The sequence below is a fragment of the Paenibacillus sp. QJM3NY_38 genome (genome assembly GCF_056173265.1).
This window is the reverse complement of the sequence record NZ_CM149665.1, coordinates 5,869,272-5,888,014: the sequence shown is the minus strand read 5'-3', so window position 1 is coordinate 5,888,014 and position 18,743 is coordinate 5,869,272. Positions and strand designations below refer to the sequence as shown.

Annotated in this window: 12 protein-coding genes, 2 tRNA genes and 1 other annotated feature; of the genes, 13 read left to right on the top strand and 1 reads right to left on the bottom strand. The window is 50.6% G+C overall.

Annotation, left to right across the window (positions count from 1 at the left end; all coding sequences use genetic code 11):
• The first annotated feature begins 77 nt into the window (after positions 1 to 77).
• Both ilvC and AC0VZ8_RS27135 read left to right on the top strand, forming a co-directional pair.
• Positions 78 to 1,070, top strand: a complete 993-nt coding sequence (gene ilvC / locus AC0VZ8_RS27140; protein WP_009589347.1) for a ketol-acid reductoisomerase — start codon at positions 78 to 80, stop codon at positions 1,068 to 1,070.
• A gap of 166 nt (positions 1,071 to 1,236) precedes the next feature.
• The gene (locus tag AC0VZ8_RS27135) at positions 1,237 to 2,775 is read left to right on the top strand and encodes a 2-isopropylmalate synthase (protein ID WP_194544334.1); all 1,539 of its coding nucleotides are present in this window, start codon (positions 1,237 to 1,239) and stop codon (positions 2,773 to 2,775) included.
• 248 nt (positions 2,776 to 3,023) lie between these two features.
• Here AC0VZ8_RS27135 and AC0VZ8_RS27130 read toward each other — a convergent pair whose 3' ends face one another.
• Positions 3,024 to 4,004 (bottom strand): aldo/keto reductase, encoded by a 981-nt coding sequence (locus AC0VZ8_RS27130; protein WP_475485032.1) that lies wholly within the window; start codon positions 4,002 to 4,004, stop codon positions 3,024 to 3,026.
• Between the two features lie 1,025 nt (positions 4,005 to 5,029).
• On the opposite strand from AC0VZ8_RS27130, the gene leuB reads away from it, so the two are divergent.
• The 11 genes from leuB to pheT all read left to right on the top strand — a co-directional run bounded on the left by leuB (position 5,030) and on the right by pheT (position 18,496).
• Positions 5,030 to 6,106: a 3-isopropylmalate dehydrogenase gene (gene leuB, locus AC0VZ8_RS27125; protein WP_475485031.1), complete on the top strand. Its 1,077-nt coding sequence runs from the start codon at positions 5,030 to 5,032 to the stop codon at positions 6,104 to 6,106.
• A 174-nt stretch (positions 6,107 to 6,280) separates the two neighbouring features.
• Positions 6,281 to 6,820 (top strand): peroxiredoxin, encoded by a 540-nt coding sequence (locus tag AC0VZ8_RS27120; RefSeq protein ID WP_009593058.1) that lies wholly within the window; start codon positions 6,281 to 6,283, stop codon positions 6,818 to 6,820.
• A gap of 290 nt (positions 6,821 to 7,110) precedes the next feature.
• Positions 7,111 to 7,518, top strand: coding sequence for a hypothetical protein (locus AC0VZ8_RS27115; RefSeq protein ID WP_015737147.1), 408 nt, complete (start codon positions 7,111 to 7,113; stop codon positions 7,516 to 7,518).
• A gap of 331 nt (positions 7,519 to 7,849) precedes the next feature.
• Complete coding sequence (locus AC0VZ8_RS27110) at positions 7,850 to 8,974, top strand: ATP-binding protein (RefSeq protein ID WP_475485030.1); 1,125 nt, start codon at positions 7,850 to 7,852, stop codon at positions 8,972 to 8,974.
• 84 nt (positions 8,975 to 9,058) lie between these two features.
• Positions 9,059 to 10,573 carry a leucyl aminopeptidase gene (locus tag AC0VZ8_RS27105; protein WP_260069366.1) on the top strand — a complete coding sequence of 505 codons (1,515 nt, stop codon included), beginning with the start codon at positions 9,059 to 9,061 and terminating at the stop codon, positions 10,571 to 10,573.
• 140 nt (positions 10,574 to 10,713) lie between these two features.
• Positions 10,714 to 11,676 (top strand): aldolase catalytic domain-containing protein, encoded by a 963-nt coding sequence (locus AC0VZ8_RS27100; protein WP_071222679.1) that lies wholly within the window; start codon positions 10,714 to 10,716, stop codon positions 11,674 to 11,676.
• A 177-nt stretch (positions 11,677 to 11,853) separates the two neighbouring features.
• Positions 11,854 to 11,927, top strand: a tRNA-Pro gene (locus AC0VZ8_RS27095).
• Between the two features lie 77 nt (positions 11,928 to 12,004).
• Positions 12,005 to 12,075: transfer RNA gene (locus AC0VZ8_RS27090), tRNA-Gly, on the top strand.
• A 604-nt stretch (positions 12,076 to 12,679) separates the two neighbouring features.
• A complete protein-coding gene (gene abc-f, locus AC0VZ8_RS27085) occupies positions 12,680 to 14,515 on the top strand; it encodes a ribosomal protection-like ABC-F family protein (RefSeq protein ID WP_475487772.1) in 1,836 nt (611 codons plus the stop codon).
• A 108-nt stretch (positions 14,516 to 14,623) separates the two neighbouring features.
• Positions 14,624 to 14,899 (top strand) — a binding site (T-box leader).
• A gap of 83 nt (positions 14,900 to 14,982) precedes the next feature.
• Complete coding sequence (gene pheS / locus AC0VZ8_RS27080; protein WP_071222682.1) at positions 14,983 to 16,017, top strand: phenylalanine--tRNA ligase subunit alpha; 1,035 nt, start codon at positions 14,983 to 14,985, stop codon at positions 16,015 to 16,017.
• A 28-nt stretch (positions 16,018 to 16,045) separates the two neighbouring features.
• Complete coding sequence (pheT, locus tag AC0VZ8_RS27075; protein ID WP_475485029.1) at positions 16,046 to 18,496, top strand: phenylalanine--tRNA ligase subunit beta; 2,451 nt, start codon at positions 16,046 to 16,048, stop codon at positions 18,494 to 18,496.
• The last annotated feature ends 247 nt before the right edge of the window (positions 18,497 to 18,743 follow it).

Here is an 18,743-nt window from a genome sequence, read left to right as displayed (position 1 = left end):
AGATCGGGAAAGGGACGGTCTATTGAGATACCCGCTCATCATGAAGGGTCTTTAAAATCAAAGGAGGACTTATACAAATGGCAATTACTACTTATTATGAACAAGATGCAGAACTCAGCGTGTTAAAAGACAAAACAATCGCGGTTATCGGTTATGGAAGCCAAGGTCATGCTCAAGCGCAAAACCTGCGCGACAGCGGACTTCAGGTTGTCATTGGTCTTCGTGAAGGCAAGTCGTTCGACAAAGCGAAAAACGATGGTTTCGAAGTGCTTCCTGTAGCCGAAGCTGTTAGCCGTGCAGATGTAGTACAAATCCTGATGCCGGACGAAACGCAAGCAGCGGTGTACAAGAACGATATCGAGCCAAACCTGAAAAAAGGCGCGGCACTGATGTTCTCTCATGGTTTCAACGTTCATTTTGGTCAGATCGTAGCTCCTAAAGACAACGACGTCCTTCTGGTTGCGCCTAAATCCCCAGGACACATGGTTCGCCGTACGTATGTTGAAGGCTTTGGCGTACCTGGATTGATTGCAATCGAGAAAGATGCAACTGGACAAGCCAAGGCGATCGGTCTTGCTTATGCAAAAGGTATCGGTTGTACTCGTGCAGGCGTTATCGAAACTTCCTTCCGCGAAGAAACCGAAACGGACTTGTTCGGTGAGCAAGCGGTATTGTGCGGCGGTGTATCCGCATTGGTTAAAGCCGGTTTCGAAACGTTGACTGAAGCTGGATATGCGCCGGAAATGGCATACTTCGAGTGCCTGCATGAACTGAAACTGATCGTAGACATGATCTATGAAGGTGGTCTTGCAAGCATGCGCGACTCCATCAGTAACACAGCGGAGTACGGCGACTATGTAACAGGCCCTCGTGTGGTAACCGAAGATACGAAGAAAGCAATGAAAGAAGTCCTTTCCGATATTCAACAAGGTAAATTCGCTCGCGACTTTATCCTTGAGAACCAATCGGGCCGTGCTTTCCTGACAGCTACCCGCCGCAACGAGTCCGAGCATCCGATCGAAGTGGTTGGTGCGGAACTTCGCGAAATGATGCATTGGATCAAAAAATAAGAATATATAGAATTCATAAGAATTCTTCCGGGTATGGAGCAGTCAACCATGAGATGATGGTGCTGCTGCATGGGACCCGTTAGATTAAAGCAGCCGGCGGCAGGGGATTAAGTCAACCTGCCGCCGGATGTTTACGTCAAGCGATAAACTTCAAGGAGGTGCCGACATGCGAAAGATTTATATCTTTGATACAACGCTGAGAGATGGAGAGCAGTCTCCTGGCGTGAATTTGAACACTCGGGAAAAGGTGGAAATCGCCCTTCAACTCGAAAAGTTGAAAATCGACCGCATGGAAGCAGGGTTTCCAGCGGCGTCACCTGGTGACCTTGCTGCCGTGAACGCAGTGGCACGAGCGGTTAAAGACGTCACGGTCATTGGATTGTCACGTTCCAGAGAGAGTGATATCGATGCGGTTCGCGAAGCGCTTCAGGGAGCACAGGATCCATGCATACACGTATTCCTGGCGACTTCCCCGATTCACCGCAAGTTCAAGCTGCGGATGGAGAAGCAGCAGGTGCTGGAAACGGCGCAGGCTTCGATCCGTTACGCAAAGAAATACTTTTCCAAAGTGGAGTTTTCCCTGGAGGATGCCGGCCGGACGGAGCTGGATTTTATGGCCGAGGTCGTTGGCATGGCTGTACGGGAAGGCGCCAATGTCGTTAATATTCCGGATACCGTGGGTTATTTGAATCCTTCGGAGTACGGGGCTATATTCAAATACTTGAAGGAAAATGTTCCGGATATCGAGAAGGTGCAGCTGAGCGCGCACTGCCATAACGATCTGGGCATGGCGACGGCCAATACCCTTGCCGCCATTCTGAACGGGGCCGATCAGATCGAAGGAACGATCAACGGAATCGGTGAACGTGCAGGCAATACCGCCATTGAGGAAATTGCGATGGCGCTGGAGACGCGTTCCGAGTTTTTCGGAGCGAAGACGGGGCTGGCACTAACGGAAATCGCCCGCACGAGCCGCCTTGTGAGCAAGCTGACCGGTATGGTCGTGCCAGGCAACAAAGCGATAGTCGGCGCGAACGCGTTCGCTCATGAATCCGGCATTCATCAGGACGGCATGCTGAAAGAGAAGACGACTTACGAAATTATGACGCCGGAGTCTATCGGGCTCAAAGAAAGCAAGCTGGTGTTAGGCAAACACTCTGGCCGTCATGCTTTCCGGGAGAAGCTACTGGATTTGGGCTATGAGCTGAGCGAAGAACAGGTAAATGACGCATTCGCCAAGTTCAAGGTGCTCGCCGACAAGAAGAAGGAAGTATCCGATGAGGATCTGCTGGCTCTGCTGGAAGAGAAACTGATCGATACGCCGGAAGTGTTCAAGCTGGAAACGATCTTTGTTGCTTACGGCAACGAATCCACACCGACGGCGAGGGTTCGTATTGCGACTGCGGAGCAAACGATTGAGGAAGAGGCCGAGGGCAACGGTTCCGTCGACGCGATCTATAACGCGATCGACAAGGTGACCGGCGAAGAGGTTACGCTTGCGGATTATTCCATCAAATCGGTAACGCACGGCAAGGATGCTCAAGGTGAAGTGCATGTCGTGCTGTCGCAAAACGACGTGGCTGCGCAAGGCCGCGGCTTGAGCACCGACATTCTGGAAGCAAGTGCAAGAGCTTACGTGGATGCGGTTAACGTCCTGATCGAGAAACGCAAAACGTTTAGCCGGCGTGAGCGCGCTACGCTGTAATCCATACTTAGAGTACATGGTAGCTCTGATCGCATCGTTTTGGGCTGCATGAGATATCCAAAAGAAAAAGAGGGGCCGCTGTTAAAGCGGCTCCTCTTTTATTTATCTTATGATGCTGTTGGCCGGCCATGAATGCTGGTATCAAAAACTAGCACCGAGCCTTTAACTCTCATGCGAGTGTGCCGATACCGTCTTGATGCAGCTGATCAACGAGATAAGACAGCGTTTCGTTCGGTGTTATCCTTATTTTACCAGGCATAGGCCTGCGGAGCGGCTCCGCCCGGACCCGGGAAAATTTCATCCAGACGCTTCATTACGGATTCATCGAGTTTAATCTCAAGCGAGCGCAGGGAGCTTTCGAATTGCTCCAGCGTGCGCGGTCCGATAATCGGTCCCGTAACCGCCGGGTTCTTAAGCACCCAGGCAAGGGCGACGTTATCCTGCGGTTCGCCGAGCTCCTGGCAGAGTGAGGCGAACTGTTCCAGCTGCGAACGGTGTTTCTCCACGCGCTCCGCATTGCCGCCACTGCGAGAGCCTTCGATTTTCTTAAGCGCATTGCGTCCCAGCAGTCCGCCGTCCAGCGGGCTCCATGGAATGACGCCGAGCCCAAGCTGCTGCGAAGCGGGAAGCACTTCGAGTTCCGGCAATCGGCAGGTCAGGCTGTATTTATGCTGTTCGGAAACGAGGCCGAGGAAATGACGGCTCTGGGCTGCGGCTTGCGCAACCGCAATCTGCCAGCCTGCAAAATTGCTGGATCCGACATACCCGATTTTTCCTTGATGAACCGCAACCTCAAATGCGCCCCACAGCTCGTCCCAGGTGACGGAAGGATCGACGTGATGCATTTGGTACAGCTCGATATGGTCAGTCTGCAGACGCTTTAGCGACGCTTCGAGATGACGGCGAAGTTTATAGCTCGACAGCCCGGCTTCATTGTTGGGACCATCCAGAGGATCGCTCATGGAGCCGTAGAATTTGGTAGCCAAAACGACTTTCTCGCGGCGGCCCCCGCCTTGGCTAAACCAGCGTCCGATAATGGTTTCGGTCAGTCCGGAGTTCTCGCCCCAGCCGTAGACATTGGCCGTGTCGAAGAAATTGACGCCGGCGTCAAGCGCAGCATCCATGATGCGGAAGGCTTCTTTTTCATCCGTAGCAGGACCAAAATTCATCGTCCCCAAACACAGACGACTTACTTTCATACCGGATTTACCTAGAGCAGTGTACTGCATAATCGATGATCACTCCTTGGTCGTTTAGGGTATAAGACAAATTCACCCCTATTGTAGCGTATTGGAAGAAAAATGTAACTAACGGCGTTGGGAAACGTTAATATGGTTGCACTGCTAATCCGTTCGGCTTCAAAGCAGCGGAGAGGACGAATCGATTCCGGAAAAGCGGAGCGTTCGCCTTTGGAGCCGAATTTCAACCGAAACATTACAATCAAAGAAATTCGGCGACAACAGCGATTGGAGGAACGATACGTAGTCGGAGCCTCCCGCATTAAGTCTCCGAAGTCTCGTAAAAGCAGTTCTCGCATAAAGCACCTAATGGCGTGGGGGAACGTTAATTTTAAAGAAGCAAGAAGCAGGGGCAAGGAGTAGGATCAAGGATGAAGGAGTAGGGGGAAGAAGTAAGAAGTGAGTAATAACATGTGTAGGAGCAAAACACACAGCAAAAAGAAAGCCCAGGAGTAACGAAGTCTTTCAAGATGTTACCTTGAAGAGCCGCCCCATGCTTATGCATAGGGCGGCTCTTCAACTCCCACCACCCTTGTGGTCAGGGAGATGAGCTCTTCTACAGTGACCTCCCAATTCATTAGCTTCGAAGCAGCGAAGAGGACGAATCGATTCCAGAAAAGCGAAGCGGTCGCCTTTGGAGCCGAATTTCAACCGCAACATTACAATCAAAGAAATTCGGCGACAACAGCGATTGGAGGAACGATACGTACTCGGAGCCTTCCCTCATTAATTCTTCGAAGTCTCGCAAAAACCGCTCTCGCATAAAGCCGCCCCCGATAAAGCACCCACGAATTAAGCCTCACTCGCTAAGTCGCTCTCGACGATATCACCTCTTCGATGCTTCTGGAAAACTCTTCGGCGCTGCCTTCTCCCTGATCACATTCCCCTTACTTATAGGCAAAACGAATTAAGTTCATAGTTTCTATATCTTGGTCAATCAAGGGGGAAGTATGTTACAACATTAACTAGATGATTAAATACGACCAGTGTATATATAAATGAAGGAGTGACGAAGAATGGCAGAAACGAAGAAAATCGCAGTAATCGCCGGAGACGGCATCGGTCCTGAGGTAGTGGCTGAAGCGGAGAAGATCATTAAACGTACCGAAGAGGTGTTCGGATATTCATTTACGACGGAACATGCATTGTTTGGCGGCATTGCCATTGACGAGAAAGGGACGCCGCTGCCAGAAGAAACGTTGAAAGTATGTAAGAGCGCCGATGCTGTATTGCTTGGTGCGGTAGGCGGACCGAAATGGGACAACAATTCGAAGGAGCTTCGCCCGGAAACCGGATTGCTTGGCATCCGTAAAGAGCTTGGCCTGTTCTCCAACCTGCGTCCGGCTGTCATTTTCGATTGCTTGAAGGATGCGTCCACATTGAAGCCTGAAGTTCTGGAAGGCACTGACTTGATGGTCGTTCGTGAGCTGACAGGAGGCATATACTTCGGCGAGAAATTCAGACGCGAAGGTGCTGGTGGCGAAGAAGCTGTAGATACTTGCGTATACAATACGGCTGAGGTAGAGCGAATCGTCCATCAAGCCTTCGAGATTGCACAGAAGCGCCGGAAGAAGCTGGCTTCCGTCGATAAAGCGAACGTGCTGGAAACGTCCCGCTTGTGGCGCGAAACGGTAAACCGCATCGCTCCTGAATATCCGGACGTGGAGCTGGAGCATGTGCTGGTAGACAATTGCGCGATGCAGCTTCTGCGTCGCCCGTCCAGCTTTGACGTGATCGTAACCGAGAACATGTTCGGCGACATCCTAAGCGATGAAGCAGCCATGCTGACAGGTTCCATCGGCATGCTGGCATCCGCATCCATGGGCGAGGGTGCTTTCGGCCTGTACGAGCCGGTACACGGTTCGGCACCGGACATTGCCGGCCAAGGCTTGGCAAACCCGATCGCAACGATTCTGTCCGTAGCGCTGATGTACCGCCTCACGTTCGGCTACGAGAATGCGGCAGACGCAATTGAACGCGCAGTTGCCGAGGTGCTTGATGCCGGACATCGTACAGCAGACATTGCTGTGGATAAGAGCAAAGCGCTCAGTACGACAGAAATGGGCGATTTGATCGCTGCGGCTATCCGTTAATAGAGGAAGCATTCGTTCAAAGAAAATCCTTATTTATAATAATTATAATAAAGTAACGTCTACAATCTTGACTTTGATTAGCCTCAATGATAACATTTCTATTAAATGTTCATAGGAACATAGCATGTAGGAAATACACGTATTTTCTTACATATGTTAAGGAGGAATTCAATCATGGCAGAACGTTTGGTTGGTAAAGCGGCTCCTGATTTTACAATGGAAACTGTATCAGGAGACGGTAAAGATTTTGGTAAAGTAAGCCTGTCCGACTACCGCGGCAAATGGCTCGTATTCTTCTTCTATCCGCTTGATTTCACTTTTGTATGCCCAACTGAAATCACGGCTCTCAGCGATGCTTATGATCAATTCAAAGCATTGGATACTGAAATTCTGGGTGTAAGTGTTGACTCTATCCACAGCCACAAAGCTTGGATCAACACTGCTAAAGAAGCTAACGGTCTGGGAGCATTGAACTTCCCGCTGGCTTCCGACATCACCAAAAACGTAGCAAGAGACTACGGTGTTCTGATCGAAGAAGAAGGCGTTGCTCTGCGCGGCTTGTACATCATCGATCCAGAAGGCGAATTGAAATATCAAGTTGTTAACCATAACGACGTAGGCCGCAGTGTAGAAGAAACGCTTCGTGTTCTTCAAGCACTTCAATCCGGCGGATTGTGCGCTATGAACTGGAAACCAGGCGACAGCAACCTGTAATTCCATTTCGTTAAAGTTAAGGCAACCCTCATTATCTGACATTATGTGCAGGTAGTGGGGGTTTTTTCACCTCTGATTTTAATGGATGAAATAGGGGAAGACTCTTGTTTAGAGAACCGCTCTTGCGTTGATATATAATTTAAATTTAAATATATAGGCTTACGGACTTATGTTTAGGGAATCGTGCCTAAAATTTTAATCGAGGTTCTTTTCATGAAGGAATTAGCGGGAGTGAAAGCGAATACAATATTTTGAAACGGTTGAGAATCCACAAAAGGAGGGTGAACGATATGAGTTTTTGCTGTGGGGCTAGTATGATGGGTACAAAGGGTACACTGAAGCATTATCGCACTCAAGTACATAATGTTCCCCTGCTGTCTTGTCCGGTCTGCCATCGCGTGGAGGTACATCATCGGGTTGAGAATGAGTATGAAATATTAGCTGAATATGCCCATGGTGACGGAGCATCCCAGGTGGATTTTCAGGATTATGTGATGGAAGATGAGGATGCGATTTTTGAGAATGTTGTCAACCGGGAGTCGGAGGATCCGCTAACGGTGGTTCAGAGTCAGATTGATATGTCGTTAGATCTCCTGGTGGTTGCCAAATGGATGGAGGATGAGAAGTGGCAGGGCGAACTGAAAAGACGGCTTGCCGTGATGAGTCAGCGCAGGCTCCGGCTCCAGAAGCAGCCTTAATCCAGGAATTAATAAAGCCTCGTGAGTACCCGGGGCTTTTTTAATGTTTCAAATCATACAAAAGGGGGTAATGTTTATATTAGTTGTTTGTTGTTTGGAATTAGGTGTTAGATACACTACATAAGCAGAAATACATAAGCACGATGTATGGTATTTTTATGCAATTTCCCATTTTTCGACAGGATTTCTGATTGACGTTTCTTTGTCTCGATGACTATCATGGAAGGAAGCAGATTCGGGCTGCTTCTGATTCAAAGGCGGACAAGCTGATGTTTGCAAGGTTTTTTGTCGGTTTGGTGAGTTCAACTTTTCATGAAAAGGGGGAGCCATCTTGTTGAGTCAAATCCGTGAATCTGAGCTGCAGGCAATTCGTTCATTTCATTCCAGCCAGCTTATTAGGAACAAGTATGAGAACATACTGGAGAATCTCGACAGCGGGATCATCCTCTTTGATAGTGACGGTGTGTTAGCATTTGTTAATGTACAGATGGCAAAATTGTTAGGTGTATCCCGTAAATCGCTGACTGGCTGTACGCTGACCCAACTATTGCGACATCCCCAGCTCTCCAGATTTAAGAAGAGAAAAATACTTCGCATTTTTCGGGAAACGGTATTCCACCGCAAGAGATTTCATGAATTGGTTGATGAATATGGCCGATCGTGGCTGATCACAATGACTTATGGGGACCAGATGGAAGGCGATTTTCTGATCAGCGTGAAGGATGTCTCCGACTTCAAACGAATTGAGCAAACCGCTTATCAGAACGATAAGCTGGCCATGCTGGGAAAAATCTCGGCCTCCATTGCCCATGAGATACGCAACCCGCTCACCTCCATCCGTGGCTTCATCCAACTGCTTCGTCCGCATCTCGTAAGTTTAGGTAAGGACGAGTATGCCAGAATTATACTTACGGAGATCGATCGTGCGAATGATATTATATATGAATTTCTAAATTCCTCCAAACCCTCGGCTCCAGAAACCAAGATTGTGTCCGTATCCTCTTTATTGAAGGAAGTTGTTCTGCTAACTGAAAGTGAAGCCTTAATGAAGGGATGCCAGATTAATCTGCATACCGATAAGACCCCGCCTGCGTTTATATACGTGGATGTGAAGCAGATCAAACAGGTGATTCTGAATATTATTAAAAATGCCCTGGATGCGATTAATGAGCATCACGATGAGAACATCACCGGCGTGATTGATATTTCAGCCCGCGATACGGGGAAACATATCAACATCTGCATATCGGATAACGGCGGCGGCATGGATCAGAATACACTGAACCACCTGTTCAACCCGTTCTTCACAACGAAGGAGAGTGGAACGGGGCTCGGATTATCCGTAAGTTACAGTATCATCAGAAACCATGGCGGTTCGATTGCCGTGGATAGCCAGGTTGGTGCCGGAACGGAGTTTGTGATTACTTTTCCCAAGCTGGACGTTCCGGAAGTCTAAGTTTGTACAATACGTGCCTGAAATGAATACGAGAGCAGCTGTTCCGATGGAATGGCTTTTTCTTTTTTAGGAGGAGATGAACGCATGAAGTGGACATTAAAGGGCAGTTTATCATCCGGGCAAGTGCATACCGATGCCATCATGGTTCCCGTTACGAAAAAACAAGCGGCGGAAGGCGGCATTTCCGAGTCCTGGGATCCACTGCTCAAACAGTTGGTCGAGAATCGGTTATTTGATGGCACTCCGAATCGGTCATTCGTATGGCCCGAGAGCATCGAAGGCGGAGCACGCTTGTTAATATGGCTGGGCCGTCCCGAAGGAATTCTGACATCCGAGCAGCTGCGGCTGCTTGCAGCACAGGCAGTTAAAGCAGCCGGGAGATCGGGTGTACGCAGTGCCGCCATTCAAATTCCAAATACGATGGTTAACTTTACCGCCGAACAGACTCCGCAAGATGCTGCTCAGGCTTTAACTGAAGGGTTTATCCTCGGAAGCTATCGGAAGCCGCATTATAAGCGTGATGCTTCCGAGCCAACGAATTTAGAAGAAATCCTCTATTATATAGAAGGCGATATGGATTCAGAATTTGAAGCAGGGTGGACGAAGGGAATGTCATTAGGCGCAGCGATTGGAGAAGCAACCTGCCTGGCACGAGACCTGACGAATCTGCCCGGCAATATGCTGCTGCCGGAAGACCTGGCCCAGAAGGCGCTTCAGTTGGCGAAACGGTATGGCTTCGAAGCCCAGGTACTGGACGAGGACGCCATAGACGAGAAGGGTATGGGCGGCCTCCTGGCCGTAGGCAAAGGCAGCATCCATCCACCGCGCATGATCGCGATCCGTTATCAGGGACGGGAGACGTGGGAGGATGTTGTCGGACTTGTTGGCAAGGGGGTTACATTTGATACCGGTGGCGTATCGCTGAAGAGGGCATCTGGAATGGAGGATATGATCAGTGATATGGGCGGGGCAGCTACCGTATTGGGCGTTATGGAAGCGTTAGGACGGATTCGCCCCAGAGTAAATGTAGTGATGGTGATTCCGACAGCGGAGAATGTGATGAGCGGTAGTGCCTTTAAACCCGGCGATATCGTCACGACACTGAGCGGTCGCACCATCGAAGTATTGAATACGGATGCCGAGGGCCGTATCGTACTTGCGGACGGAATTACCTATGCCAAGCAGCTTGGAGCTTCGCGTTTGATTGACGTAGCTACATTGACGGGGTCCGTCGTTTCGGCTCTTGGGGATATCGCCACTGGGGCCGTAACCAATGATGAGACTTTTTTGCAGGAGCTTATTGCCTCCTCCCGTAGGGCCGGCGAAAAAATATGGCCGCTGCCATCCTATCCGGAGTTCTGGGATAAATTGAAGAGTGAGGTGGCGGATTTGCGAAATCAAACGGGCCGAGAAGGCGGGACGATAACGGGCGGTCTTTTTGTGGGGACATTTGCAGATGGGCTGCCTTGGGTGCATTTTGACATAGCAGGTACGGCATACCTATCCAAGGAGAGGGGCGTGGATCCCAAAGGGGCAACCGGCGTGCTCGTCCGCACCATCACCGACTGGATACTCAAGCAGGCCCAGGTCGCCAATTGAAGCGTTTGTTATGAATTGAAGAGACAGCGGCCGTCCCGTACCCTTTGAATAACGTCCGTCCTTCGGACGTTTTTGCTTTACTTTTCAACCGGCATTCAAGTATGATGAAGAGAAAAATTGCCGAGAGGAGTTTAGCTTAGATGATTAAGAGTAGTCAGACAAAGATTGTAGACTGTACCATTCGCGATGGCGGACTGGTAAATAACTGGGATTTTAGTGTAGAATTCGTACAAAATTTATATGCGGGCCTAAATGAGGCTGGCGTGGACTATATGGAAATCGGCTATAAAAATTCGCCTAAACTGCTGAAAGGCGCTGATCAGGCGGGCCCTTGGCGTTTTCTGGATGATGAATTCCTCAGAGAAGTCATTCCTCATAAAGGTAAAACCAAACTGTCCGCGCTTGTAGATATCGGCCGTGTGGATGAAGACGATATTTTGCCGCGCGAGGAAAGCTTGCTGGATCTCATCCGTGTCGCTTGCTACATTAAAGACGTGGATAAGGCGCTTGCGCTGGTACAGACCTTCCATGATCGTGGTTACGAGACTACGCTCAACATTATGGCCCTCTCCAACGTAATGGAGAACGAACTGCTGGAAGCTTTTGAGCTGATCAGGGAGAGCGTCGTGGATGTTGTATATATCGTCGATTCTTACGGAAGCCTTGATCATAAAGATATGGAATACCTTGTGAATAAGTTCAAGACACATCTGCCGAACAAACGTCTGGGCGTTCATACCCATAACAACATGCAGCTGGCGTTCTCCAACACGCTGGTCGCTGCAGATCTTGGCGTTGAGCTTCTGGATGCATCCGTATACGGGATGGGACGTGCGGCCGGCAACTGTCCGACCGAGCTTCTGGTTACCCATCTGAAAGGCACCAAGTATGAGCTGCGTCCGGTACTGGATATTATCGAGCGCTACATGATTCCACTTCGTGAAAAAGAAGAGTGGGGTTATATCATGCCTTACATGATTACAGGCACCCTGGATGAACATCCACGCTCCGCCATGGCCCTCCGTGCTTCGGACGATAAAGACAAAATTGTGGATTTTTATGATAAATTGACGACACCGGAAGTGACTTTCGACAAAAAATAGGCAAGGTGCTTTTGTAGCCCTGCTCGTATCAGGTCAAGGTAATCAGCATCTTTCCCTCCTTGGAAGGATGCTGTTTGCTTTTTATATCGCGATTCATTTTCCATAAAATACATGTTGAAATTACGCGTTCGGCATGGTATATTTATTTTTGTCTTCAAAAGACAGCACCTTTATTATCGGGACGTAGCTCAGCTTGGTAGAGCACCTGGTTTGGGACCAGGGGGTCGCATGTTCAAATCGTGTCGTCCCGATTCGCTTAAGATTTAGGACCTCACAGAAGTAATCGGGATATGCACCGAGTCATAGCGTCACTTTTGTAGGTATATATGCGGGTGTAGTTCAATGGTAGAACTCCAGCCTTCCAAGCTGGTAGCGTGGGTTCGATTCCCATCACCCGCTTACGTTAGAACCGGAAACCCTTGGTGACAAGGGTTTTTTTGTTTGCTTTTTTTCGAATTGTAGATGGGACCCGATAAACAGGCGATAGCAGGAATTCGAATATGTAGAAGTTCCGCTAATCAACCCTTTTACTTCTTAAGAATATCTGTTATAATGGCCATAATTTCATTCCAAGAATGCGAGGTAACCTAGTCCAATGAAGTAAGACACCCTTTTCTCTAAAAACAACTGCATGTGGTTTGCAGGCGTTTCTCTACGGCGGTAGAGGGAGAGATTTGGTGTGTCTGAACAATGTGACTGGGGTACCTCTTTTTGCTATGTCGAAAGTGGTACTCTTGTGCAAAACAATCACATATACGGAACGGATTGCAGCTTTCGCTGACAGCGGAGGGTATAGAGCCTAACATCTCCATACCGTCAGGGCTGGCCTGGAATGAACAGCCGAAGGAAGTGTGCTGTGGCGCGCGTTCGTCCCGTTACTCAGATCAGAACAAATCCTCTCTCATGATATCCGCCGCAGGCCATCGCTTGCGGTTTTTTAGTTTTTTCCAAAGAGAGAGGATGAGGCGATATGACCATGATTCTAAAAGCGAAAGATATAAGTATGGAGCTCCAAGGGAGACCGTTGTTTGAAGGTATTCAGCTGGAGGTGGCAGAAGGAGAGCGGATTGCGCTGTACGGGCGCAACGGCACCGGCAAAACCACGCTCCTCTCGATTCTGGCCGGCGAGCTCGAACCTGCCTCAGGCGTTGTGGAGACGATTCTCCCACGAGAGCGTTGGGGCTGGCTCAGGCAGCAGGATGAGCCGGACGAAATCGATCGGAGTGCCATCGATACGGTGCGCAGCCGCAGTAACCCTTCGTTATGGCAGCTGAAGCTTCAGATTGCCGGCGTCGAGAAGCAGATGAATGGCGGCAGCGCTGCTGAGTTGGAATCACTGCTTGAGCAATATGGCAATCTGCTGGAGCGTTACGAGTCCCAGAACGGTTTCCAGTGGGAGACCGAGGTGGAGAAAGCGATGACGATGCTGGGCATCGGTCCGGAGGTATGGCCTGTGTCCTACCGTGAGCTGAGCGGAGGCCAGAAGACGAAGGTCATGCTGTCAGGGCTCCTTGTATCGGCACCGAAATTTTTACTGCTCGACGAACCCACGAACCATCTGGACAGTGAGAGCTTGGTCTGGCTGGAGCAGTGGCTGGTATCATCCTACAAAGGCACCGTGTTGTTTGTATCCCATGACAGGGAGTTCATCGACCGGGTAGCAACCTCTGTATGTGAGCTGACCTCGGAGGAACTCCGGCGTTACCGGGGAGGATATACGGATTACCGCCGCGAAAAGGAACGGGAGCTGCGCGAGCAGGAGACGCTTTACCGGAAGCAGGAGCTGGCCCGCAAAGCGCTGGAGGAATCGATCCGAAGATATGAGGAATGGTTCCATAAAGCGCATAACGCGGCCGGGGACGTGAATGACGTCAAGATCACCGCCAGCTTTTACAAGGCCAAGGCCAAGAAGAACATCTCAAGATATCATGCCAAGGAGAAAGCGCTGGAACGCCTGGAAGCAGAGCGTGTGGATAAACCGCGAAACGGTCCCAAGCTGAACATGGAGCTGGAAGGGGAGGCTTTCGGCGGTCGTACCCTCGTTCAAGTGAAGGATATCTGTTTTGGATATGGAGATCAACCGCTTTTTAATAAGCTCACCTTCTATCTGAACCGCGGCGACCGTTTGGCCGTAAGAGGCCCTAACGGGAGCGGGAAAACGACACTGCTTAAGCTGCTTCTGGGCGAAATCGAACCGCATGAAGGCCGGATTACCCGTAATCCTTCCGTCAAGATTGGTTATTTCTCACAGGAGCTTGAGGGGCTGGAACCCGAAACCACGCTGCTGGACAGTCTGCTTGTCATTCCGGGAATGACGGAGAGCCGTGCGCGTACTTTGCTGGGCTCGTTCCTCTTCAGACGGGACGATGTGTTTAAGAAGATGGGGCAGCTGAGTATGGGAGAGAAGTGCAGAACGGCTTTTCTCAAGCTGTACTTCAGCGGTGCGCATCTGCTTGTGTTGGATGAACCCTCGAATTACCTGGATGTGGATACCCGCGAGGTAATTGAACAAGTGCTCGTGAGTTTTCCGGGTGCGATTGCGCTCGTATCCCATGACCGGTATCTTGTGCGTAAAATCGCGAACCGACTGCTTACGCTGACGCCCAGGGAAGATCCGGTTTGGTTCGAGGGAAGTATGGACGAGGAGGAAGAGCAGGCCTCGCGGACCGGCGTGATCAAGGGAGATACGGAGAAGGACAACCGGCGGATGGGGCTCGAATACCGGATTCAGGAATTACTGGGCTTGTCAGCCGAAGATCTTGAACCCGGGGACGAGGGGAGCTGGCTTGCTGAGATTAGGGAGCTTCGGGCTGAGCTGGCTAGGCTTCAGTCGGAATAAGATCAGGGATCGCGATTAAAATCAGCCGGATGGGGCTAAAATGGGGAAATGAAACTTGCCATATCCCGAAAGGTTGCATATAATAAACCCTATATATTTGCATATGTAACAAATGCGTTGATGGAGAAAAGTAGTCAGTGCCTCTTTACAGGGAAGGGATACCGTAGATTGAGAGTGTCCCTCAAAGAATCAGGCTGGTGAAGTTCGCTCCGGAGCAGTTCCTTGAACACGGCATGCTGCCGGTCAGTAGGGGATAACGGGTCCGATTCGTTACGTCGGTCAAGTGAGCATGATGAGGCATACTCGGGGCTAAGGCTTTTACCGCCTTGGTTAGGGTATGAAACATGTTAACAAGGGTGGTACCACGGTCTCTTCGTCCCTTTTCGGGAGGAGAGGCCTTTTTTGTTTTCAGTCTTTTTTTGTTTTCAGTACGAAGATGGAGTTTACAAAGGGGTGTGCGAATAGCCATGAAGGAAAAATTAGAAGCATTAAAGCAGGAAGCATTGGCTCAATTGCAGGATGTTACCGATCCGCAGCAGCTGAATGATTTGCGGGTGAAATACCTTGGCAAAAAAGGGGCCTTGACGGAAATCCTGCGCGGAATGGGAGCGCTGAGCGCAGAAGAGCGTCCTGTTATCGGCCAGGTGGCCAATGACGTTCGGGGCGCGATTGAGGAAGTCATCTCCGGCAAGCAGGAAGCATTCCTGCAGCAGGAAACCGAAGAGCGCCTGCGTGCAGAGAAGGTGGACGTAACCCTTCCGGGCCGCAAGCTCAGCCAAGGCGCTGTTCATCCATTGAGCAAGGTGATCCAGGATATCGAGGATATTTTTATCGGGATGGGTTACCAGGTAGCAGAAGGACCCGAGGTGGAAACGGACTACTTCAACTTCGAAGCGCTAAATCTGCCGAAGAATCACCCGGCACGTGACATGCAGGATTCCTTCTATTTGACGGAAGATCTGCTGATGCGTACTCAGACATCCCCGGTGCAAGCCCGGACCATGCTGTCGATGCAAGGTAAAGCGCCTGTCAAAATCATCTGCCCGGGACGCGTATTCCGCCGGGATGACGATGACGCGACGCATTCGTTCCAGTTCCACCAAATCGAGGGCCTGGTCATCGGCGAGAACATTCGGATGAGTGATCTGAAAGGAACGCTGCTGCAATTCGTGCAGGAGATGTTTGGCGATAACACGCAGATCCGTCTGCGTCCAAGCTTCTTCCCGTTCACGGAGCCGAGCGCGGAAGTGGACGTATCCTGTGTAAGATGCGGCGGCAGCGGCTGCCGCGTATGCAAGCAAACAGGCTGGCTTGAAATTTTAGGCTGCGGCATGGTTCATCCGAAGGTACTTGAAATGGGCGGTTATGACCCTGAGAAGTACAGCGGTTTTGCTTTCGGTATGGGGGTTGAGCGGATTGCGATGCTGAAATACGGCGTGGATGACATCCGTCACTTCTTCAACAACGATACAGCATTCTTGAATCAGTTCACGCGGATCTAATTTTACGATAAAGGGAAGTGAATAGACAATGAGAGTTTCAACCGATTGGTTGTCCGATTATATTTCGCTCGAAGGCGTAACCTCAGAGGATTTGGCGAGCCGCATTACTTCGGCTGGTATTGAAATCGATGTGATCGAGAAACGGAATCAAGGCATTAATAAAGTGGTCGTCGGCTACGTTAAGAGCAAGGAGAAGCATCCTGATGCAGACAAGCTGAATGTATGTATCGTGGATGCGGGTCAGGAGGAAGATCTCCAGATCGTGTGCGGAGCCAAAAATGTGGATGCGGGCCAGAAGGTGCCGGTGGCGCTTGTGGGCGCGAAGCTCCCTGGCGGTATGGATATCAAGAAGGCCAAGCTGCGCGGCGTGCTCTCCCAAGGCATGATCTGCTCGGCGAAGGAACTGGGCATGAATGACAAACTGCTGCCTAAAGAGCTGCAGGAAGGGATTCTGGTACTTCCGACGGATACGGAAATCGGCAAACCGATTGTGGATGTGCTGGGTCTGAACGATGAAATTTTGGAACTGGATCTGACACCGAACCGCTCCGACTGTCTCAGCATGCTGGGAGCCGCTTACGAAGTGAGCGCCATACTGGGGCGTGAGCTAAGTCTTCCGAATCCGGAAAAGGAAATGCTGGAGGTTCAAGATGCAGCGGCCGATCATATCTCGGTTACGATTGGCGCTGACGAACAGTGCAGCCATTATGCGGCACGCTACATTACCGGTGTAAAGATCGGTCCTTCTCCGCTGTGGATGCAGAACCGCTTGATGGCGGCAGGCGTGCGCCCGATCAGTAATATCGTGGACATTACGAACTATGTGATGCTGGAATATGGCCAGCCGCTGCATGCTTTTGATGCTGATCAGCTGAAGGATGGCGCGGTTCACGTGCGTATGGCTGAAGCTGGCGAAACGATGGTGACGCTGGACGGCACGGAGCGTCGTCTGGAGCCGCATATGCTGGTGATTACAGCTGGCGGCAAGCCAGTGGCCTTGGCTGGCGTTATGGGCGGCCTGGAATCCGAAGTAACGGACAGCACGGTGAATATTTTCTTGGAATCGGCGAAGTTTGATGGCGGAACCGTCCGCAAAACATCCCGTCAGCTCGGACTGCGTTCAGAGGCAAGCTCCCGCTTCGAGAAGGAAGTGGATCCCGCCGCAGTCATTCCTGCACTGAACCGTGCAGCGGCACTGATGGCGAAATATGCCGGCGGCGCTGTTCATCAGGGAATCGTCGAAGCAGGCAGTGCGGACTCCGAGCCTACCGTGATTACTTTATCGCTGGAGAAGCTCAATCGCTATCTGGGAACGGATCTGTCCCTGCTTGAGGTAAAAACGATCTTTGCCCGGTTGCATTTCCCTTGCGGAGATGCGGGCCAAGGATTAGTGGATGTGCAAGTGCCGTCCCGTCGCGGCGATATCGTGCTTGACGTAGACCTCATTGAAGAGGTGGCCCGTCTGTATGGATATGACAATATCCCGACAACGGCCATAGAAGGTCCGACGACACCGGGTTCATTGACGATCGCTCAGGCCATCCGCCGCTCGCTTCGCCATTTGCTGACGCATAGCGGATTCCAGGAGGTTCTGGGTTATTCCTTCATCCATCCGGAGCAAGCCGAAATGTTCACATCCCTGTCGTCAGATGGCACGGCGGTTAAGCTGGCCATGCCAATGAGCGAGGACCGCAGCGTCCTTCGTACCAGCTTGCTCCCACAGCTGCTGGATATCGCGGTGTACAACCATAACCGCAAGCAGCCGGACCTGGCCCTGTTTGAAATAGGGAACCTGTTCCATACACATGAGAAGACGTTGACGAAGCAGCCGCTGGAGCGTCCGGTTCTTGGTTTGTTGCTGTCGGGACGCAAAGGCAGCAAGCAATGGAATGTCCAGCCGGCCAAAGTGGATTTCTTCGATTTGAAGGGTGCGCTCGAAACGGTGCTCGACTATCTTGGAATTCGCGCGGAAGATATCACTTACGAGGCTAACGGACCGGTTGGCTTCCATCCGGGACGTTCCGCTTCCGTGTATGCGGGTCAAGGCGAGAATAAGCAGCTGCTAGGCGTACTTGGACAAATTCATCCGAAGACACAGCAGGAGCTGGATTTGGAAGATACTTATGCCGCTGAGATTCTGCTTGAGCCGCTGTATGATCTGACCAACGCCCGCGTCGTTTACCGCGATTTGCCTAGATTTCCGGGCATGGAACGAGATCTTGCCATCGTCGTGAATGAGGAGGTTGAAGCCGGCTCCCTGATTCAAGTGATCAAGGAGAATGCAGGTGAGCTTCTGCAGCAGATTCAGGTGTTTGACGTCTTCACGGGCAGCAAGCTTGGAGAGGGCAAGAAGAGTGTTGCCATCTCCATGACGTACCGTCATCAGGAACGAACCCTGACCGATGAAGAGGTTGCCGGCGTCACGGAAAAAGCGGTTGCTGCCCTTCAGCAAACTTTTGGCGCAGAATTAAGAAAATAGCAGGAATTGTGAACGCCCGCATCGAATCCATTACATCAGGGATTCGATGCGGGCTTTTTTGCTCTAAATTGAACTGGGATTTGCATCAGGACGCCCGCAGGGTACATAATTATAAGCACAAAACTGTGTTATCATATACCAAACTTCGGTCTGTTTTCTTGAGGTTCGTCTACAGATGTTATCTCATATATAATGAATGTAGAGAATAGACCATTTCAGACATCATAGAATCTACACATAATAGAAG

Coding starts and splice junctions, on each gene's coding strand:
- AC0VZ8_RS27120 (WP_009593058.1), top strand. CDS start 6,281: ATGGCAGAACGTTTGGTTGGTAAAGCGGCTCCTGATTTTACAATGGAA.
- AC0VZ8_RS27100 (WP_071222679.1), top strand. CDS start 10,714: ATGATTAAGAGTAGTCAGACAAAGATTGTAGACTGTACCATTCGCGAT.
- abc-f (WP_475487772.1), top strand. CDS start 12,680: ATGGAGCTCCAAGGGAGACCGTTGTTTGAAGGTATTCAGCTGGAGGTG.
- AC0VZ8_RS27105 (WP_260069366.1), top strand. CDS start 9,059: ATGAAGTGGACATTAAAGGGCAGTTTATCATCCGGGCAAGTGCATACC.
- pheS (WP_071222682.1), top strand. CDS start 14,983: ATGAAGGAAAAATTAGAAGCATTAAAGCAGGAAGCATTGGCTCAATTG.
- AC0VZ8_RS27130 (WP_475485032.1), bottom strand. CDS start 4,004: ATGCAGTACACTGCTCTAGGTAAATCCGGTATGAAAGTAAGTCGTCTG.
- ilvC (WP_009589347.1), top strand. CDS start 78: ATGGCAATTACTACTTATTATGAACAAGATGCAGAACTCAGCGTGTTA.
- pheT (WP_475485029.1), top strand. CDS start 16,046: ATGAGAGTTTCAACCGATTGGTTGTCCGATTATATTTCGCTCGAAGGC.
- leuB (WP_475485031.1), top strand. CDS start 5,030: ATGGCAGAAACGAAGAAAATCGCAGTAATCGCCGGAGACGGCATCGGT.
- AC0VZ8_RS27135 (WP_194544334.1), top strand. CDS start 1,237: ATGCGAAAGATTTATATCTTTGATACAACGCTGAGAGATGGAGAGCAG.
- AC0VZ8_RS27115 (WP_015737147.1), top strand. CDS start 7,111: ATGAGTTTTTGCTGTGGGGCTAGTATGATGGGTACAAAGGGTACACTG.